Source organism: Halosimplex marinum (assembly GCF_051414075.1).
GTDB classification, from domain to species: Archaea; Halobacteriota; Halobacteria; order Halobacteriales; family Haloarculaceae; genus Halosimplex; species Halosimplex marinum.
Map to the genome: position 1 here is coordinate 521,263 of NZ_JBLKNY010000003.1, position 16,755 is coordinate 538,017.

20 protein-coding genes and 3 tRNA genes are annotated in these 16,755 nt (G+C 71.0%); 11 read left to right on the forward strand and 12 right to left on the reverse strand.

The window, feature by feature from the left end; translation table 11 throughout:
* Positions 1 to 18 precede the first annotated feature (18 nt).
* From ACMGFI_RS03605 to ACMGFI_RS03625, 5 genes are all read right to left on the reverse strand, one after another.
* On the reverse strand, positions 19 to 168 hold the full coding sequence (locus tag ACMGFI_RS03605) for an SDR family NAD(P)-dependent oxidoreductase (protein ID WP_436907407.1): 150 nt from the start codon (positions 166 to 168) through the stop codon (positions 19 to 21).
* Positions 169 to 251: 83 nt separating this feature from the next.
* On the reverse strand, positions 252 to 833 hold the full coding sequence (locus tag ACMGFI_RS03610) for a twin-arginine translocase subunit TatC (protein WP_436907410.1): 582 nt from the start codon (positions 831 to 833) through the stop codon (positions 252 to 254).
* A 122-nt stretch (positions 834 to 955) separates the two neighbouring features.
* Positions 956 to 1,090: a 30S ribosomal protein S27ae gene (locus ACMGFI_RS03615; protein WP_135365666.1), complete on the reverse strand. Its 135-nt coding sequence runs from the start codon at positions 1,088 to 1,090 to the stop codon at positions 956 to 958.
* Positions 1,091 to 1,405 (reverse strand): 30S ribosomal protein S24e, encoded by a 315-nt coding sequence (locus tag ACMGFI_RS03620; protein ID WP_436907411.1) that lies wholly within the window; start codon positions 1,403 to 1,405, stop codon positions 1,091 to 1,093. It lies immediately after the preceding gene.
* Between the two features lie 126 nt (positions 1,406 to 1,531).
* Positions 1,532 to 2,581 carry an AAA family ATPase gene (locus ACMGFI_RS03625; RefSeq protein WP_436907412.1) on the reverse strand — a complete coding sequence of 350 codons (1,050 nt, stop codon included), beginning with the start codon at positions 2,579 to 2,581 and terminating at the stop codon, positions 1,532 to 1,534.
* 119 nt (positions 2,582 to 2,700) lie between these two features.
* On the opposite strand from ACMGFI_RS03625, the gene ACMGFI_RS03630 reads away from it, so the two are divergent.
* Positions 2,701 to 2,937: a hypothetical protein gene (locus ACMGFI_RS03630; RefSeq protein ID WP_436907413.1), complete on the forward strand. Its 237-nt coding sequence runs from the start codon at positions 2,701 to 2,703 to the stop codon at positions 2,935 to 2,937.
* 37 nt (positions 2,938 to 2,974) lie between these two features.
* Here ACMGFI_RS03630 and ACMGFI_RS03635 read toward each other — a convergent pair whose 3' ends face one another.
* Positions 2,975 to 6,313: a bacterio-opsin activator domain-containing protein gene (locus ACMGFI_RS03635; protein ID WP_436907415.1), complete on the reverse strand. Its 3,339-nt coding sequence runs from the start codon at positions 6,311 to 6,313 to the stop codon at positions 2,975 to 2,977.
* A gap of 268 nt (positions 6,314 to 6,581) precedes the next feature.
* Positions 6,582 to 6,652: transfer RNA gene (locus ACMGFI_RS03640), tRNA-Gly, on the reverse strand.
* 121 nt (positions 6,653 to 6,773) lie between these two features.
* Here ACMGFI_RS03640 and ACMGFI_RS03645 point away from each other — a divergent pair.
* Entirely contained in the window at positions 6,774 to 7,607 is an 834-nt protein-coding gene (locus ACMGFI_RS03645) for an NAD+ synthase (RefSeq protein ID WP_436907416.1), read from the forward strand.
* Positions 7,608 to 7,650: 43 nt separating this feature from the next.
* Here ACMGFI_RS03645 and ACMGFI_RS03650 read toward each other — a convergent pair whose 3' ends face one another.
* Entirely contained in the window at positions 7,651 to 8,361 is a 711-nt protein-coding gene (locus ACMGFI_RS03650) for a thioredoxin-like domain-containing protein (RefSeq protein ID WP_436907418.1), read from the reverse strand.
* Positions 8,362 to 8,442: 81 nt separating this feature from the next.
* The gene (locus tag ACMGFI_RS03655) at positions 8,443 to 9,123 is read right to left on the reverse strand and encodes an enoyl-CoA hydratase/isomerase family protein (RefSeq protein ID WP_436907420.1); all 681 of its coding nucleotides are present in this window, start codon (positions 9,121 to 9,123) and stop codon (positions 8,443 to 8,445) included.
* A 142-nt stretch (positions 9,124 to 9,265) separates the two neighbouring features.
* On the opposite strand from ACMGFI_RS03655, the gene ACMGFI_RS03660 reads away from it, so the two are divergent.
* Together ACMGFI_RS03660 and ACMGFI_RS03665 are read left to right on the forward strand one after the other, a co-directional pair.
* On the forward strand, positions 9,266 to 10,039 hold the full coding sequence (locus tag ACMGFI_RS03660) for a DUF7114 family protein (RefSeq protein ID WP_436907421.1): 774 nt from the start codon (positions 9,266 to 9,268) through the stop codon (positions 10,037 to 10,039).
* Between the two features lie 179 nt (positions 10,040 to 10,218).
* Positions 10,219 to 10,290 (forward strand) — tRNA-Thr (locus ACMGFI_RS03665).
* Between the two features lie 192 nt (positions 10,291 to 10,482).
* Here ACMGFI_RS03665 and ACMGFI_RS03670 read toward each other — a convergent pair.
* Positions 10,483 to 10,555 (reverse strand) — tRNA-Asp (locus ACMGFI_RS03670).
* 273 nt (positions 10,556 to 10,828) lie between these two features.
* Between ACMGFI_RS03670 and ACMGFI_RS03675 the strand changes: the two genes are divergently transcribed.
* From ACMGFI_RS03675 to ACMGFI_RS03695, 5 genes are all read left to right on the forward strand, one after another.
* Positions 10,829 to 11,446, forward strand: a complete 618-nt coding sequence (locus ACMGFI_RS03675) for a DUF7504 family protein (protein ID WP_436907422.1) — start codon at positions 10,829 to 10,831, stop codon at positions 11,444 to 11,446.
* Positions 11,430 to 12,062 carry a response regulator gene (locus tag ACMGFI_RS03680; protein WP_436907423.1) on the forward strand — a complete coding sequence of 211 codons (633 nt, stop codon included), beginning with the start codon at positions 11,430 to 11,432 and terminating at the stop codon, positions 12,060 to 12,062. Before ACMGFI_RS03675 ends, ACMGFI_RS03680 begins: the two co-directional genes overlap by 17 nt.
* A gap of 93 nt (positions 12,063 to 12,155) precedes the next feature.
* A complete protein-coding gene (locus ACMGFI_RS03685) occupies positions 12,156 to 12,431 on the forward strand; it encodes a DUF6684 family protein (RefSeq protein ID WP_436907424.1) in 276 nt (91 codons plus the stop codon).
* 102 nt (positions 12,432 to 12,533) lie between these two features.
* The gene (locus ACMGFI_RS03690) at positions 12,534 to 12,854 is read left to right on the forward strand and encodes a DUF8028 family protein (RefSeq protein ID WP_436907425.1); all 321 of its coding nucleotides are present in this window, start codon (positions 12,534 to 12,536) and stop codon (positions 12,852 to 12,854) included.
* Positions 12,855 to 13,003: 149 nt separating this feature from the next.
* Entirely contained in the window at positions 13,004 to 13,498 is a 495-nt protein-coding gene (locus tag ACMGFI_RS03695; RefSeq protein ID WP_436907427.1) for an RNA-binding protein, read from the forward strand.
* A gap of 32 nt (positions 13,499 to 13,530) precedes the next feature.
* Here ACMGFI_RS03695 and ACMGFI_RS03700 read toward each other — a convergent pair whose 3' ends face one another.
* Positions 13,531 to 14,262: a DUF1028 domain-containing protein gene (locus ACMGFI_RS03700; RefSeq protein ID WP_436907429.1), complete on the reverse strand. Its 732-nt coding sequence runs from the start codon at positions 14,260 to 14,262 to the stop codon at positions 13,531 to 13,533.
* 86 nt (positions 14,263 to 14,348) lie between these two features.
* On the opposite strand from ACMGFI_RS03700, the gene ACMGFI_RS03705 reads away from it, so the two are divergent.
* Positions 14,349 to 15,425: an ATP-binding protein gene (locus ACMGFI_RS03705; RefSeq protein WP_436907430.1), complete on the forward strand. Its 1,077-nt coding sequence runs from the start codon at positions 14,349 to 14,351 to the stop codon at positions 15,423 to 15,425.
* 86 nt (positions 15,426 to 15,511) lie between these two features.
* Positions 15,512 to 15,871, forward strand: a complete 360-nt coding sequence (locus ACMGFI_RS03710; RefSeq protein WP_436907431.1) for a cell division protein SepF — start codon at positions 15,512 to 15,514, stop codon at positions 15,869 to 15,871.
* Between the two features lie 350 nt (positions 15,872 to 16,221).
* On the opposite strand, the gene ACMGFI_RS03715 is transcribed toward ACMGFI_RS03710, so the two are convergent.
* Complete coding sequence (locus ACMGFI_RS03715; RefSeq protein ID WP_436907432.1) at positions 16,222 to 16,614, reverse strand: DUF5611 family protein; 393 nt, start codon at positions 16,612 to 16,614, stop codon at positions 16,222 to 16,224.
* Between the last annotated feature and the right edge of the window lie 141 nt (positions 16,615 to 16,755).

Here is a 16,755-nt window from a genome sequence, read left to right on the forward strand (position 1 = left end):
CGAGGGGCCGTTGCCCCTTCACTGGTTCGATAGGTCGGAGCGGCGGCCGCCGTCGTCCAGCGTGACGGCCACCGACGTGCCCGCCTCGGCGAAACGGTTCGCCGCCGCTGCTCCGATACCGCCGCTCGCACCCGTTACGATCGCTGTCTTGCCGTCGAAGTCTGCCATTGGTTGTCTCCCCGTTCGACCTTCGAGCGGGGGCGGCGTGAAGGTGTCCCCGAGTGACGATGTTTTCGGGGGGAGACGCTCGGCTACGACCGGACTCGGCCGCCGAGGCCCACGACGACGCCGACGAACGCCAGTTGCGCGGCGAGGCCCGAGACGACCGCGGTTCCCAGGGTGATCCGAGCCCACCGGACGACCAACCACGAGGTGCCGTCGCCCGCCAGCAGGTCGACGACGACGGGGACGATGTAGTCGTAGCCGACGAGGACGCCGACCGGGAACAGCGCGGCGCCCGCGACGACGAGAAACGCACGAACCGTCCCGGGGAGCGGATCGCCGGGCCACCAGCGGTCGCCCAGCAGCGCGCCGCGAGCGCGGTAGCAGACCGCCTCGACAGCCAGCAACAGACCGACCGCGGCCGCGACCTGCGCCTGGGCGAGGATCACGTCCCACACCGTGGTGGCGACGACGGTCACGTCGACCAACGCTGTCAGGTCGGCCTCCAGCACCGCCCAGGCGGCGACCCTGAGCGCGTACCACGTCGTGACGCTCCCGACCAGGAACGCGGCGATCGCGGCCAGCAGCGTGACGGGGTTCCGCGCTTCGCCGAGGACGGCCCGGACGACCGACCCGCGGCCGGCCGAGCGCCGGGTGGGGGAACTGATCATTCGTGACGAAGGTCCGGCGCCACGGGTATCAACCTTCTGTGAGGATCGGCTGCGGCGCGCTCCCCGTCGGTGACGGGAAACGAGCCGCTACGCGGCGGCGAAAACGGCGGAAAAGACGGGACCTACTCCCACTCGGTGTAGCCGCACTTGCCGCAGTGCTGGCGGTCGCCGTGGTCGGCGAGGAACGTGTCGCCGCAGCGGGGGCACTGCTCGCGGTCGGTACTGCCGTCCTCGTCGTAGAACTCGTGGCGGGGCATCTACGCTTCCTCCGCCTGTTCGCCCTCGCCCTCGTCGGCGACGATCTTGTTGCGCTCGAGCATGTGGTCCTGCTCGACGTCGCGGGCGTACTCGGCGTCGTCGTAGACCTTCGCGTAGCCGACGGTCTTGCGCATCCCGAACTTGGTGTCCAGCTCGTGGACGACGACCTCCTCGGCGTCCTTGTTGAGCTTCGCCGCGAGCGAGTCCCGGACCGAGAGCCGCGAGGGGGTCGCCTCCTCGTGGGTGACCTCGAAGCGCACGTCCGTCCGATGCAACATCGGGTTCTCGTCTTCCTCGATGATGTCGATGTCCATGGTTCGTTGCCCAATACTCCCCCCGAAGCGCGTAAAAGGATTTCGAACCGGCCACCCCTCCCGGCGGGCCGTGCGACCCGTCTGATCCGGGAGTCCGGAGTGGGGTCGCCCGGCGTCCGTGCCCCGTCAGGTGTGCATCTCGCCGAGTTCAGCCAGCAGGTGCGAGACGTGGATGCGGTCGCTCGTCCCCTCGTGGAGGTCGGCGTCGATCTCGCCGGCCAGCCGGTGGACCCGGGCGAGGTCGGCGCCGGAGTACCGCGAGCGGGCGACCGCGAGCACGTCCTCCAGCACCTCCTCGCCGCTGTGGCCCTCGTCGACGAGCAGGTCGTCCAGCGTCGACCGGGCGTCGGTGAACTCGCCGGCCTCGGCGGCCGTGACCATCTCCTGGACGCGCTCGTCGGCGCCAAGCGACCCCAGCACCTCGTAGGCGGTGTTCATCGTGATCTCCCCCTCCTGTTCGTAGGTGGTCTGGGCAGCGAGGATCGCCTCACGGAGGTCGCCGTCGGCGTAGCCCGCCACGTACTCGATCCCCTCGTCGTCGTGGTCGACGCCCTCGCTCTCGACGATGTCCTCCAGCACCGCCACCGTCTCGTCGTGGGTCGGCTTGCGGACGGCGACGGGGAAACACCGCGAGCGGATCGGCGGGATCAGCGCCGAGGGCTGGCGCGTCGCGATGACGAACTGCGTCGCCTCGTAGTACTGCTCCATCACCCGCCGGAGCGCCTGCTGGAAGTCCTCGCGCACGCCCTCGGCGTTGTCCAGCAGGACCGTCTTGTAGCTGCCCGAGACGGGCTGGTAGCTCGCCGACTCCTTGAGGACGTGGTTGATGAGGTCGGCCTTCGAGGACTCGCGGCGGCGCTTGCTGTCGATGAACCGCGAGAAGCGGTCGTCCTCGCTGACCTCCTTCTTGGTCATGTCGAAGAAGTCCGCGACGTTGATCTCCACGAGGTCCGCCTCGGGGTTGTCGTGGAGTTCGTCGGCCAGCGCGCGGACCGCGGCGGTCTTGCCGGCCCCTTTCGGCCCGTGGACCAGGAGGTTCATCGGTTCGGAGACGACGCTCTCCAGGTGCTCGCGGACCTCGGACTGGGGGAGGTCGGCCAGCGCCGGCGCGTGCGTCTCGGTCCACAGCGGGCCCTCGACCGCGGCCGCCCCGTCGTCGCCGTCGTCGTCGGCCATCGCCCGCCGGTAGGTCGCCCCGGCGTATGAATCCACCTCTCTCGATCCGACACCGTACCGCGGTGTCCGCACTCCGGTCGCGCAGAAGACTTATCCCCGGGAAATCATTTTCGGGGGGTATGGACGGAGCCGGCGGAGAGGACACGGGGGAGGCGCCACACGGATCGAAAGCCACCGGCGCGAGCGCCCCGGACGCGGTCGCCAAGGGCGAAGCGGCCAGTCGATCCGAGGAGACCGAGGAGGTGTCGGGGATCACCGGCTCGTCGGTCGTCAGGACCGTCGTGGGGTTCCTCGCCGGGATCGGCGTGTTCTTCGCACTGCTGTACGCCCTGTCGATCGTTCTGAACTCGTACTGAGCGGTTCGACGCTCGCCGGCTGGAACTCCGCAGTCGCCTACCGCCCGGAGTGGGGGTCGAACAGTTCGTCGAACACCTTGCGCTGGGCCGCGCGGAGGTGCTGGTGGTAGGTCGGCCGGGAGATGTCCATCGACTCGGCGAGGTCGTCGCCGTCGACGTCGCGGGGCCACTCGAAGAAGCCGCCGAGATAGGCCGTGCGGATGGCCGTCTCCTGGCGGTCGGTGAACCGATCCGTGACCGCCTCGCGGAACTCCTGGCGGGTGCGGACCGGGCGCTCGTGTTCGTGGTATCCCACCAGGTCGGTGCCGCGGTAGCGGTCGGCGACGAGTTCGAACAGCTCCCGCGCCTCCGCCTCGTAGGGGAGTTCGATGGTGTAGCGGACGAGGCCGTCCTCGGCTGTGACCGAGCGGGTGACCGCGCCGTGGTCGGCCAGGAGTTCGACCAGCGAGTCGTCGACGACCGCCTCGAACAGCACCTCGCCGCCGTGGTCCGCGATGATACTCGACGCGGCGACCCGGTCGTCGCCATCGAGGACCGACTCGATCTCGTCGGCGTCCGCGCCGCTGGCGGTGACGTACAGCCGGAGGCTACCGTCCGACTCGTGGACCGACCCCGTCAGTTCGAAGGTCGCGTCTGTTTGCGCAGAGAGGCGGTTGAAGAGGAGATCGTCGTCCCGGACGGTGAACTCCAGCTCGACGACCCGGTCGGTCGAGAGGATGCGGCCGCTCTCGATGGCGTTGACGGCGTTGGCGACGGCCCGCCCGAGCGCGTCGAGGACGACCTGTTCGCGGTCGGCGAAGGCGTCGGGGGCCGGGGCGTAGACGCAGAGGACGCCGTAGCTGGCGTCCTTGTAGGTGAGCGGGACGGCGATCATCGAGCCGAGGCCGGCCTGGCGGGCGGCCGCGTGGACGCTCCCCTCGGGCGCGTCGCCCAAGTCGTCGACGATGTGGATGCGCTCGTCGTCGAGCGCGAGCGCGGCGGGGTCGGCGGCGTCGCGGGCGGCCGACCGATCTAGCGACAGGTCAGCGACGGCCTCGGCCAGCTCGGGCACGTCGCCGTCCCAGGCGGTGGCCTCGATGCGCTCGGCCGCGAGGTCCGGCTGACCGATCCAGGCGAACGCGTAGGGGTCGGTGGCGACGAGCTGCTCGACGACCCCGGTCTCGAGTTCCTCCCGCGTCCCCGCCTGGACGAGCACCTCGACGGTGTTCTCGATGAGACCGTTGATGCGGTCGACGAGCGTGTCGACCCGCTGGCGGGCCTCGCGGACCTCCTGTTCGCGTTTGGCGCGGTTGGCGGCGGCGGCGGCGCTGGTCGCCAGCAGCTGGGCGGCCTGGCGGTCGGTGTTCGAGAAGGCGTCGACCCGCTCGGCGCCGATGCTGACGGTCCCGTGGACGCCCATCGGGACGTGCAGCGCCGAGCGGACGATGTCGTGCGGGTAGTCGTCGTCGGCGGTCGCGGTGTCGGAGACGACGACCATCTCGCCGTCGACGAACGCCCGGCCGGGGCCGCCCTCGTCGACGTCGTAGGTCGGGGTACGGACGCCGCGCTCGGCGACCGCGTCGGTCGTCCCCGCGGGTTCGAGGCGGTCGGTCTCGCGGTCGAACAGCCGAACGGTGTTCAGCTCGAAGCCGAGCACGTCCGCGACCGCCTGGGCGGCCATCTCGGCGACCTCCTCGCGGTCGCGGGCCTGCATGAGCGACCGCGAGGAGGCGACCAGCTCCGAGAGCATCTCGCGGTGGGCCTTCTGCTCGGTCACGTCGCGGACCACGCCGACGACCCCCCTGACGGAGTCATCGCCGGTCAGGACCGTCAGGCTGTCCTCGCAGGGGACCGGCGGGCCGCGCCTGCGCTGGACGGCCGACTCGACGGTCCGCTCGGTCGCCTCGCCGGCCAGCAGCGCCTCGACCGCCTCGGCGGTCGCGTCGTCGTCCTTGACCACCGAGACGTGCTCGCCGACGAGTTCCTCGGCGTCGTAGCCGGTGATCCGGCACATCGCCGGGTTGACGAAGGTGAACTGCCCCTCCTCGTCGAGCTCGTAGACGCCGTCGTCGACCGAGCGGACGATGGTCTCGTAGCGGCCCAGCTCCCGCTCGCGCTCGCGGCGCTCGATCTCGTAGCTGACCCACTCGACGAGCAGCTCGATGAACGTCTCCTCGGCGTCGGTAAAGGGCGCCTCGCGGGCGTCGGCGGCGCCGAAACAGAGCGTCCCGTACAGCTCGCCGTCGACCAGCAGCTTCCCGCCGAGGTAACACTCCATCCCGTGGCGCTCGTAGGCGGGGTCGCCGTCCCACCCCTCCGCCCCGGCGTGTTCGAGCGCGAGCAGGCCGTCGGTCTCGACGGCTCGCCGGCAGTAGCTCTCCGCGACGGGCTGGCGTGTGCCGGGCTCGACGGCGTCGCCGTGGGCGGCGACGACGGTCTGGGTGTCGCCGTCGATACGCGTCAGGTACCCCACTGGCAGGTCGAGCCGCTCGCAGCCGACCGCCAGCGCCCGCTCCAGCTTCTCGTCGACGGACAGGTCCCGCGAGGAGGCCAGCCGCTGGAGGTCCCGCAGCGCCCGCTCGTTGCGTTCGAGTTCCGCCTCCGTCCGCTTGCGCTCGGTCACGTCGCGGACGTACACCGACAGCCCGTCGGCGGCGGGGTAGACCGACACCGCCAGCCAGCTGTCCTCCGGGTCGTAGCGGGTCTCGAACGTCCGGACCTCCTGGCTCGCCAGCGCCTCGCGGTACTCCCGCTCGAAGACGGTCCCCTCGACCTCGGGGAACGCCTCCCAGACGACCTCGCCGCGGACCGCGTCGGCCGGCTCGCCCAGCGCCTCCGCCGCCGGCTCGTTGAGGTAGGTGATCCGCCAGTCGTCGTCCAGCCCCATGACCGCGGCGTCGACGCGTTCGAGGACCCGCTCGGCGCTCGCCGCCGGCGGCGTCGCCGCCTCGACCCCGCCGCGCTCGCCGCTGCCGTCGGTCGCCGCTCGGTCCGCGGACGCGCCGTCCGTCCCTCCCGCGCCGTCGGTCTCTGTCAGCAATCGTTCGATTCGCCGGGCCAGCACCGCCGTCTGCCCCTCCCCTTCGCCCCCACGCACGACATCGGCGACGCCAGCCTCGAAGGCCGCCGCCGCGTCGAGGTTTCCGTCGTCCCCGTCACCGACAACCACGACCGGAATCCCGCCCGGTCCGCCGGCGCGCTCCACGAGCGTCCCCAGGTGGTCGGCCGTCGCCGGCCCGACCCAGACGACGCAGTCGGCGCCGTCCGGGTCGACCTCGGCGGGGTCCGCCGCGGTCGCCGCTTCGACGGTCACCCCGTCGACCGCCCCGAGGTCGTCGGCGACCGCACGGCCGTCGGCCGGCCGACCGGCTACCAGGACCTCGTCGCGCTCAGCCATTGGCGCCGTCTTTCGCTCGGAACGGCTTAAACCCAAGTATCCGGTAACCGACCGGGGAGACCCCGACGGACTGCAGGACGCCGATGAAAACGGGGGTCGATGCGCCGTCCGGGAATTGAACCGGAGGGAGACGTTCCGGGCGTGCGGTCTCACTCCGTTCGACCGTTCCGGGACTGCGACTCCCAGGGTTCAATTCCCGTGACCGCAGACACTCGGAGCAGTCCGCGGCGCGATGAAACGCGCCGCTTGGTATCTGCTCCGATAGAACTGCGCCGTCCGGGAATTGAACCCGGGCTATTAGCTTGGGAAGCTAATGTCCTACCACTGGACCAACGGCGCTCCCTTCGGGTGGAACTGGCGGTCCCGATCACTTGAACGTAGCGCTTCGGGCGAGTGGACGGACGGTCACCGATCCGGGGGGACGCGAGGGTATTAGTCGCCGCCGTTCCAACGTCCCATCATGACTGCGTCTCAGGAGATCGCGCGGGCGGAGCGGCCGCTCGACCTGTCGCTCTCGACCGAGGAACTCGACGCGCACCGCGACCACGTCACCGACTTCGTCCGCGAGCAGTACGAGGCCGCCGGCGCCGAGCAGGCGGTCATCGGCCTCTCGGGCGGTATCGACAGCACGCTCACGTCCTTCCTGCTCGTCGAGGAACTGGGTGCCGGGAACGTCCACGCGCTGGTGATGCCGAGCGAAGTCAACCGCGAGGAGAACATGAGCGACGCCGAGCGGGTCGCGAGCGAGCTGCTGGACGTGGAGTACGACGTGGTCGCGATCAACCCGCTGGTCGACGCCGTCCTCGACGAGTACCCCGCGGTCGAGGACGACACGACGGCGGTCGGGAACCTCCGGGCGCGGCTCCGCGGGGTCCTCAACTACCTGGTCGCCAACCACGAGGACGGCCTCGTGGTGGGGACGGGCAACCGCAGCGAGGCGCTGGTGGGCTACTTCACGAAGTACGGCGACGGCGCCGTCGACTGCCACCCGATCGGCAACCTCTACAAACAGCAGGTCCGCCAGCTGGCCCGCCACGTCGGCGTCCCCGAGGACCTGGCGGCCAAGCAGTCCAGCGCGGAGCTGTGGGCCGACCAGACCGACGAGGGCGAGCTCGGGATGGACTACGACACGCTCGACTCGATCCTCGCGCTCCACGTCGACGGTCCGCTGTCGGTCTCGGCGACCGCCGACCAGATCGGGGTCGACGCGGAGACCGTCGAGCGGGTCCGCGGGCTCTACGAGGCGAGCGAACACAAGCGGGCGGCGCCGCCGGGGCCCGAGCCACTGTACTGAGCTGCGAGAACGAGACCGGCGTCTTCCCCTCCGGAGCCGACCGCTATCGGACCGGGTTCTCCGGACCGCGACCGATGTACTCGGCGACGAACGCGCGGACCGCGTCGTCGTCGTACTCGTCCATCGTCATGCGCTTGGTCCAGGCGGTGAGGACGTACGCCGACTCGGGGTCGTCCTCGGGGTGGGGGACGGCGATGAAGCTCTGCCAGTTTCCGGTCTGGTTGTTCGCCCAGCCGCGCAGGTTCTCCTCGGCCTGGGGGCTCAGCTCGGCGGGGTCGTAGTAGACGACGACCGCGCCGTGTTCCAGCGAGTGGACGAGCGACTCGAGGGGCGGCTGCTCGCTGTAGAAGCCGGCGCTCTCCCACGTGCCGCCCCAGTGGGGGCCGCTGGTCGGGGGGACCCGCTCGTAGTCGATCTCCGTGCCCTGTTCGCGGTGTTCGAGCCCGTTGGACTCCTCGGTCTGGACCTCCGAGATGACCGACTGGTCGCCGCTGTCCGGCAGGCCGCTCGCCGCGGCGGTCCCGCCCGACCCGCCCATGAGGAAGGTGACGTAGACGACCAGCCCGCCGGCGAGCGCGAGCAGGCCGACGAGGATCGCCGGACCGACCGGGATCCCGCCGCCGTCGTCGCCGTCGCGCTCGGCGACGCGCCGCTCGTCGATCGGCCCCAGCTCCCCCTCGTGTTCGGCGGCGAGGTGGTCGAGGTAGGCGTCCTCGCCGTCGACGGTCGCCCCGCAGTAGTCGCAGTCCGGCATTAGCCTCCTATGAGGGGTCACCGCTCTCGAAGGTTTCGGTCGTGGTAGCTGTATCGGGTCCGTCTCGCGGCCGCGCGTCCACTACCGCTCGAAGTCGGCGTGCAGGTCGGCGAACGCCTCGGCCTCGCGGCGCTCCCGGATCGCGCGGTCGGCGCCGTCCCGGAGTCGTTCCTTGACGACGCACAGCGCCGCCGGGTCGTTGCCGGCGATCTCGTCTGCGACCGCGCGGGGGTCGTCGACGACCCGGGAGACGAGTCCCGACCGGAGCGCCTCGTCGGCGTCGAGCACCCGACCCGAGAGGGCGATGTCCATCGCCTCTCCGAGGCCGACGACCTCGGGGAGTCGGTGGGTCCCGCCCCAGGCGCCGAACAGGCCGATGGCCGCGCCCGACTCGGCGAACGTCGCCCCGGGCGTCGCGACGCGCACGTCACAGGCCAGCGCGAGTTCGACACCGCCCCCGCGGGCGGCGCCGTCCACGCCCGCGACGACGACCGACTCGCCGTCGGCGATGGTCGCCGCGACCCGCTGGCCGTGTCGCGCGAACGCCTCGGCCGCTTCGCGGTCGGGCAGGTCGGCGACCGCGTCGAGGTCGGCGCCGGCGCAGAACGCCGACCCGGCGCCGCGGAGGAGGACGACCGGCGCGTCGGCGCTCTCGACGGCGGATTCGAGGTCGTCGAGGGCCGTCGGCGTGAGCGCGTTGCGGCGGTCGGGGCGGTCGAACGTGACGACGCAGACGTCGCCGTCGGACCCGGTCTCGATCACGGACGGGCCTCCGAGTTCGGCGGGCGACTCGGCGCCTGCACGGGGTCGAACGGCCACTCGCTCGCGGTGTACGCGGTCATATCGGACGGTTCGGTGAGTCGTTTCCAAAGGTCTTTGCCCTTCCCACCGTTAGCCGACGGCAATGGAGGAAGCCGCGGCGGTCCGCGGGGCCGCGCTGGAGGCCGTGGGCGACGTCGAACCCGACCGCCTCCGCGAGCGGATCCGCGAACGCCTCGAAGACGGGTCGATGGCACCGGGCGTGTTGACGGTGTTGAGCGCCCGCGCAGTCGCCGACCGCGAGCCGGACGACCCGGCGGTCGACGCCGACGCCGTCGCCGACCGCGGGGCCGGCGTCCAGCTCATCTACGAGGGACTGCGCCTGACGCGCGCGCTCTCGCGGGACCCGCCGTGGGAGCGCGACGCCGCGCTCGCCGGCGAACCCGACGAGGAGCGCACGGACGGCGGCACGGCCGGCGGGACTGCCGCCGACAGCGACCAGCGGGAGCGGACCGACGGCGGCGACGTGGCCGTCACCGACGGCGTGACCGCCGGCCCGGCGGCGGCGACGGACGCCGACGACGCCGACATGGACATCCTCGTCGCCGACGTGATGGTCGCCCGCGGGTTCTACCTGCTCGCCCGCACCGAGGCCGCCGGCGAGGCCGTCGCCGTCGTCCGCTCGTTCGGCGGCGACCAGACCCGCCGCCGCACCACCGGCGACGACCGCCTCGACGGCAACCTGGAGGCCGACGTGTTCGAACTCGCCGCCGTCGCGGGCACGACCGCCGCCGGCGGGTCGGTCACCGAGGACCTGCGGGCCCACGTGGGCGGCCTCGCCCGGACCGACGGTCCGCTACCGCTCGCAGCGTCGCTGTTCACCGACGGGACGGCGGCCACCCTCGCCGAGCGGATCTGATACGGATTATTGGGAGCGGTTCCCGGGTCGACCGTACCAGTCGTGCGGTCGGCCCCGGAATGACTCCCAATAATCCGTATGAACGGTCGCCGCGCCGTCCCCGACTCGCCGTGCGGGCGAGCCACACGGCGGGGGTGAATCGAAACGCCTAAAGACGAATCACGGCAACTCGGAAACGCGCCTGGGTAGCTTAGAGGTAAAGCGCGTCCTTGGTAAGGACGAGAGCCCGGGTTCAAATCCCGGCCTAGGCTTCGACGCTTTTCGTACCGCCCGAACCGAGGTTCCGGCGCGAAGTCGGTTTACTTCGCAGATACTCCTTCGAGCGGGATCTATAGCCGCGCTCCCTGTGCGCGATCGATAGCGTTCAAATCCCACGACGGCGCACACTGGATCCAGAACGCGGCGCGATGAAACGCGCCGCTTGCCAGTTGGATTCAGAGAAGCGCCCGAGGCGGGATTTGAACCCGCGTCACGACCGTGACAGGGTCGTATGATGGGCCACTACACCACCCGGGCACGCATTCACCGCTTTGCCGGAGGTGAATTTAAGACTTTCCAAACGCCGCCCCCGTGGCACGTCAAGCCACGCCGCGACGTGACTCTCGCCGCTGTTGGCTCAACCACGGCCCGAACCAACCGCCGGTGATGTCACCCGAAATTTGTCGTTCACTGGTACTGAGCATACAGACGACATCTCAGTACTGATAACGCCAGCGGAACTTACTTGCGTAGCGAACACGCCTGTCTCAGGTAGCGGAGTTACGACGAACGGGCTCCGGGGACATCGCCATGAGTACGACACCCGAAGACAGCGGGAGTACAGGGACGCCGATGAACGTGTTGCTGTTGGCGCCGTCGGTCGGCAGCCACGAGGACGAGGTCTGCGGGGAGCTACTGCACGGGCCCGACGAGCGCGAGCGCGCGCTGTTGGTCACCTGCATGGAGTCCCCGGCGGACCGGATCGCGGTCTGGACGGACCACGAGGACGGACGAGCGACCGACGCGACCGTCGTCGACGTGGAGACCGCCGCCCGGTCGACGGCGGCCGCCGGGGCGGACGGGACAGTCGCCGGGGCGAACGGGGCAGCCGACGCGATGGTGGAGTCCGTCGACGCCGAGACCGACCTGGCGGGCCTCGGGGACGTGGTCGACCGGCACCTCTCGTCGCTCGCCGCCGACGGCGACACGGCGGTCTGTGTCCACTCGGTGTCGGACCTGCTGCAGCGCGGCGAGGAGGAGGCCGTGTTCAAGTTCCTGAAGGTGCTGACGAGCACGGTCGAACGCGCGGGCGCGGTGGCCCACTACCACATGAACCCGGACGTCCACGACCCGGAGACGGTCCGGACGTTCGAGGTGCTGTTCGACAGCGTCGTCGACCTCCGGACCGCCAATGTCGCCGACGAGTGAGCGACCCGGCCAGCCGCCCCAGATGAACCGGGACGAACGGACCGACGGGGCTGCGCGGCGGAACAGCCCGCGCGAGCGGCGCCTCGCCGAGCGGGTGGTACTCGTCGCCGACCGCGACCCGGCCGTCACCGACCGACTGGCCGGCGTGCTCAGAGAGCGGTTCACCGTCCGCTCGGCCTACGACAGCGCCGACGCGCTGGCGAGTCTCGACCCCGACGTGAGCGTCGCGCTGCTCGACCCGGAGATCCCGGGCCTCTCGGCGCGGCGGGTCGTCGACCGGGTCCGGACGGACGAGGCGGACTGCCAGGTCGCCGCGCTGACCGACGAACCGCTCGACGTCGAGTCGACGGCCTTCGACGACTACCTCGTCAAGCCGGTCGCGGCCGACCACCTCACCGAGACGGTCGAGCGGCTGAGCCGGCGGGCGACCTACCGGACGACCCTCGAACGGTACTACCGCCTCGCCAGCGAGCGCGCCGACGCCGACCCCGAGGAACGCGACCGACTCGACGAGCGGCTCGCCGAACTCGACGAGCGACTCGACGAGGTGGTCGGCTCGCTCGACGGTCCCGACGCCTACGACGCCGCGCTCCGCGAACTCGACGCCGACTCCTGACCGACTCCCCGGACCCGACGGGTCGGCCTTTGCATGGCAAGCCCGACCGCTATGCGCTGTCCACCCCTCTCTCTAGTCGACCTGCCCACACCCATGAGTTTCCTGCAACTCACCGAGGAGACCTGGCTCGACCTGACGGTGAACCTCATCCCGATCGGGATCCTGGCCGTCCTCGATATCATGTTCTGGGTCTACAACCCGTGGGGGTGGGACCTGTGGTTCGTCTTCTGGGCGCACGTGCTGACGTTCGTCCCGCTGGTGCTGCTGACGATCCTCACCTACGTCAGCGGCCGCGTCATCCAGCGCGACGAGCGCGCCGGACCCGGCGGCGAGGGGGCGGAGCGAGAGACGGAGGCCGCCGATGCGTGACGGGCCGACCACGCCCGCGTGGCGACCGTTCGCGCGGAGGCTCAAATCCCGGTTTGAGCGTTCGTCGACTTTTGGGGGACGCCCGTCGAAGGAGGTGTACGGATGAGCGCACCCCCCGCTACCCTCGCCGTCCGTCGGCGTCTCGGCCGCCTGGTCGCCGACGCCGCCGCCGTCGCCGAGCGCCTGGCCTTCTGGGCCGGCGTCGCCCTCCCCTGTCTCCACCTGCCGCTGCTCGCGGTCTACGGCGTCACGCCCGACACCACACCGGTGCTCCTCGCGCTCTGGGCGCTCCACGCCGCCGCCCTGCTCGCCGGTCGGCGCCACAGCCCCGAGGAGCGCCACGACCAGCGCGACCGGCGCGCTCGACGCAACGGCGCGGCGGACGACCGCCGCGACCGCCCCGAGCGGTCGACCGACCCGTAGCGGCCCCTCGGTCCGCCGGGTGCCACGCTCGTCCGTGTGGCCGCCGGGTCACCTCCCATCCGTGCGGCCCGCCGGATCACGCCCCGTCGGTGCGGCCGGGTCCGGTGCGGAGCGGTCGATTTATCCCGTCACCCGGCCCACGTCGAGGTATGGACGTGAAGTCGCGCCACCACCTCCGGGCGGACGCGATCGCCGACATCGAGGACGCCGTCGCCGACAGCCTCGGGGTCGAGATCGACGCCGACAGCTACGAGAAAGTCGAGTTCGAGGACAGCGACTGGAACGTCGTGCTCGTCGACGGCGACCCCCTCGTGCTCTATATCGAGGACGAGGCCGGCGAGGACGAACCCTTCCTCACCGTCCAGGGCGCCAACGCCTACCCGCCACAGCGCAACGTCGTCACCGTCGACGCCGGCGCCGTCTCGTTCGTCTCCGACGGCGCCGACGTGATGCGCCCCGGCATCGTCTCCGCCGACGACTCCATCGAGGCCGGCGACCTGGTCGCGATCAACGAGGAGAGCCACGGCAAGTTCCTCGCCGTCGGCCGCGCGAAGACCGACGGGTCGGACATGACCGGCGACTCCGGCAAGGTCGTCGAGTCGATCCACCACGTGGGCGACGACCTCTTCGAGTTCACGGTATAGACCTCCGTGAATCGGAGGGGGGTCGGGCGTTTCTACCCCGCGTCCTCGTCGTCGGCGTACTCCTCCTCGTATCGGGCCATCGCCATCTCGTACCCCTCGGCGGCCAGTTCGTACGTCTCGCGCAGGTCTTCGATCGGCGTCTCGGTCGCGTCGACGCGCAGGTCGTCGTAGTAGGGCGCCATCTCGCGGTCCTCGGTCGAGCGGACCAGCAGCGCCGCGCTCTGGACGTGCAGGTCCTCGCGCTTGTCGCCGCCGAGTTCGTGGCCGGCCGCGAGCGCCTCGACCAGCCGCTTGGCCAGCGGCGTCTCCGGGTCGCTCTCGGGGTCGTCCGGGTCATCGGCGGCCGTCGCCTCGTAGGCGGTCGCGACCGCCTCGACCACGTCGCCGCCGGTCAACAGGTTGCCGGCGACGGTGTAGTTGTCGCCGACGATGTCCCCGTACCAGGGCCGACACTCCTCCCCGGAGAAGGCGAACTCGCCGTCGGCGCCGACGCCGTGGAGCTGGCGCTGTGGCCGCCCGTCGTCGGCGTTGAGCAGGCCTTCCAGCGCGTCCTCGACGGCGAGGCCGTCCGCGAGGTACTCGACGCCCTTCCGCCCGAGGTCGACGTTGACCAGGCTCTGGGTGGCGACGGCCCCGTGTTCGCTGGCGAACGGACACAGCGTCCCGACGCCGGCCAGCCGCGTCGTCACCGCGACCCCATAGCGGGTCTGTGGTTCGCCCGACTCGTCGGTGTAGGCCTCCCGAACGCAGATGCTGAAGGTCACGAGCGGGGGATAGGGAGCGGGGACCGTCAGTGTTGGGCCGGGCGTCGGCCGAAGGTTCAAGTCCGAAGCCGGGGCCACCGGTCCCCGTGACGTTCGTCATCGGACGCGGGCCGGAGTCGGACGGCGACGCGCCCGCGGGTCGGCTCGGCTCGTATCGGGCCCGCGACGGCTCCAGCGGCGCGCCGCTGCACGTCGACTTCGACGGCCCCCACGCGGCGCTGGTCGTCGGCAAGCGCGGCTACGGGAAGTCCTATACGCTGGGCGTGCTCGCGGAGGGGCTCGCGCGGACCCGGGGCGTCGCGCCCGTCGTCGTCGACCCGATGGGCGTGTTCCCGACGCTGGCCCGGCCCGCCGACGGCGAGCCCGTGCCGGCCGAGGTGATCGACGACCCGCGGATCGCGGCGACGACGCTGGACCCCCGGTCGTGGTGTGCGCTGCTCGACCTGTCGCCCGAGAGCGGCGCGGGCGGGCTCGTCTGGCGGGCTGCACGGGAAGCGTCGACGCTCGCAGCGATGCGCGGGCACGTCGAGGCGGCCGACGCGCCGAGCGTCGACAGGCGCGCGGCGGTCAACCACCTTGACCTGGCCGACTCGTGGGGAATTTTCGACCCCGAGGGGCTCTCGGCGGCGGACCTCGCCGGTGGCGCGGTGACCGTCGTCGACGTGTCGGGGATAGACGCGGCGCCGATGAACGCCGTGGTCCGGGGCATCGGCGAGGCGCTGTACCGCGCCCGGGTGAACGGGACGGTCGCCCGGCTCCCCTGGTACGTGATCGACGAGGCCCACGCCTTCTTCGGGGGCGTCGGCGAGGCCGCCCTCGGAACTATCCTCACACGCGGGCGCGCCCCGGGTGTCAGTCTCGTGCTGGCGACCCAGCGACCCAGCGCCGTCTCGGCGGTCGCCGTCTCGCAGTCGGACCTCGTGGTCGCCCACCGGCTCACCTCGGAGGCCGATCTCGACGCCCTGGAGGCCGCTCGGCCGACGTATATGTCGAACTCGCTGACCGAGCGACTCCCCACGAGTCCCGGCGAGGCCGTCGTCGTCGACGACGCGACCGAGACGGTCCACGCGGCGACCGTCCGCCGGCGGGACACGCCCCACGGCGGGGACAGCCCCAGCGCCGGCGACGTGGACCTCGACGCCGACGGGGTCGCCGACGACTGATCCGCCGCCCGGGCCCGCGAGGCGTGTCCGCCCGGCGAGGGATGTCTGACGTAAAATACAAAGCCACAGCGACCGGGAGGGAGTGTATGGGACTAATGAGCAAGATCCTCGGCGAGTCCGGGGGTAGCCGGCAGAAGGAGGACTACGTCGAGATCGAGAGCGACGGCGTCGACACGGGGACGACGGCGGCCGCCCGTCAGGTTCGGATCGCGAAGATCGGCGACAAGCAGGACGTCATCGACATCAAGGACGCCGTCTACGACGGCGACGTGGTGATCGCCGACATCACGCGCCACTCGACCCAGGACCGGGAGATGGAACACATCACGGACGAACTCAAGCAGGTCGTCACCGAGGTCGGGGGCGACATCGCACAGAAGGGCGACGACCAGCTCATCATCACGCCCAACGGCGTCGCCATCAACCGCGACCCGCTCGGTCAGTAACTCGGTCGTCGGAACCGACCGCCGGCGCGCGGTGTCCCGGGACCGCACGCCGCCGCCCGCGTTCACGACCGCCGGGCGCGCAGGGGAGGGGACGACCCGGCGGTCGATGTGGATCTTTCTCCCGACGCTGTCAGGTGACGGAAAGCATTTACCGGAACCGCCGGATCCCGAGTGTGACCGCCTCGTCGGAGGTGGTCCGGACAGGAACTGTGGGTCGGCCCTACCCATGACCACAGTTCCGGCGGCTCAGGCCGGGATACTTCGTACTCGCCTCCGGGCAGGCGACGTGTGCCACTACGTCACACACGCATTTAGGTCTGCCGCGCCGGTTCGCGGCGGTGAGAACGGTCTCAGACCTGGTCGGCCTCGTCGGGGCTGTCCTCGACGGAGCGTTTCATCGAGTCGCGCCGGCTCTTGGCGTCGCGGCCGGTGGCCTCCAGCAGGAAGTCGTTTTTCGCGTCGACCGCGTCCGCGGCGGCGTCGGCGTTGCCCTCCGCGATGACGTCCTCGGCGTCGCGCTCGACGAAGTCGACCGCGAGTTTGTCTTTCTTGCCGCTGTACTCGACCGCGCCGGCCGTGATGCGCTCGAACACCGGATTGTCGGGGTCCTCGACCACGTGCAGGTCACTCCCCTTGTACTCCTCCGTGGTCGAGATGGTTCCGAAGTAGTCCTCGATCGTCGCCTCCATGTCTTCGATACGCTCGTCGAGGTGCTCTCCCCGGCGCATCTTGTACTCCCGCATGGGCGACCCTTTGCGAGCACCGTTCTTACGTTTTTCGAGCGCGCCGGAGCGTCCCGGCCGACTCCGCGACGGCGCTGCCGCTCGCGGGCGGCAGTGAGGTGCGGACCGAGGGAGCAGTGGAGCGCAGACCGAGGGAGCAGT

What these genes read in the sequence shown, in the direction of transcription:
- ACMGFI_RS03645 (WP_436907416.1), top strand. Translation starts at nt 6,774, where the DNA reads ATGACTGCGTCTCAGGAGATCGCGCGGGCGGAGCGGCCGCTCGACCTG.
- ACMGFI_RS03605 (WP_436907407.1), bottom strand. Translation starts at nt 168, where the DNA reads ATGGCAGACTTCGACGGCAAGACAGCGATCGTAACGGGTGCGAGCGGC.
- ACMGFI_RS03715 (WP_436907432.1), bottom strand. Translation starts at nt 16,614, where the DNA reads ATGCGGGAGTACAAGATGCGCCGGGGAGAGCACCTCGACGAGCGTATC.
- ACMGFI_RS03615 (WP_135365666.1), bottom strand. Translation starts at nt 1,090, where the DNA reads ATGCCCCGCCACGAGTTCTACGACGAGGACGGCAGTACCGACCGCGAG.
- ACMGFI_RS03610 (WP_436907410.1), bottom strand. Translation starts at nt 833, where the DNA reads ATGATCAGTTCCCCCACCCGGCGCTCGGCCGGCCGCGGGTCGGTCGTC.
- ACMGFI_RS03685 (WP_436907424.1), top strand. Translation starts at nt 12,156, where the DNA reads ATGAGTTTCCTGCAACTCACCGAGGAGACCTGGCTCGACCTGACGGTG.
- ACMGFI_RS03675 (WP_436907422.1), top strand. Translation starts at nt 10,829, where the DNA reads ATGAGTACGACACCCGAAGACAGCGGGAGTACAGGGACGCCGATGAAC.
- ACMGFI_RS03690 (WP_436907425.1), top strand. Translation starts at nt 12,534, where the DNA reads ATGAGCGCACCCCCCGCTACCCTCGCCGTCCGTCGGCGTCTCGGCCGC.
- ACMGFI_RS03635 (WP_436907415.1), bottom strand. Translation starts at nt 6,313, where the DNA reads ATGGCTGAGCGCGACGAGGTCCTGGTAGCCGGTCGGCCGGCCGACGGC.
- ACMGFI_RS03650 (WP_436907418.1), bottom strand. Translation starts at nt 8,361, where the DNA reads ATGCCGGACTGCGACTACTGCGGGGCGACCGTCGACGGCGAGGACGCC.
- ACMGFI_RS03630 (WP_436907413.1), top strand. Translation starts at nt 2,701, where the DNA reads ATGGACGGAGCCGGCGGAGAGGACACGGGGGAGGCGCCACACGGATCG.
- ACMGFI_RS03625 (WP_436907412.1), bottom strand. Translation starts at nt 2,581, where the DNA reads ATGGCCGACGACGACGGCGACGACGGGGCGGCCGCGGTCGAGGGCCCG.
- ACMGFI_RS03620 (WP_436907411.1), bottom strand. Translation starts at nt 1,405, where the DNA reads ATGGACATCGACATCATCGAGGAAGACGAGAACCCGATGTTGCATCGG.
- ACMGFI_RS03710 (WP_436907431.1), top strand. Translation starts at nt 15,512, where the DNA reads ATGGGACTAATGAGCAAGATCCTCGGCGAGTCCGGGGGTAGCCGGCAG.
- ACMGFI_RS03680 (WP_436907423.1), top strand. Translation starts at nt 11,430, where the DNA reads ATGTCGCCGACGAGTGAGCGACCCGGCCAGCCGCCCCAGATGAACCGG.
- ACMGFI_RS03695 (WP_436907427.1), top strand. Translation starts at nt 13,004, where the DNA reads ATGGACGTGAAGTCGCGCCACCACCTCCGGGCGGACGCGATCGCCGAC.
- ACMGFI_RS03660 (WP_436907421.1), top strand. Translation starts at nt 9,266, where the DNA reads ATGGAGGAAGCCGCGGCGGTCCGCGGGGCCGCGCTGGAGGCCGTGGGC.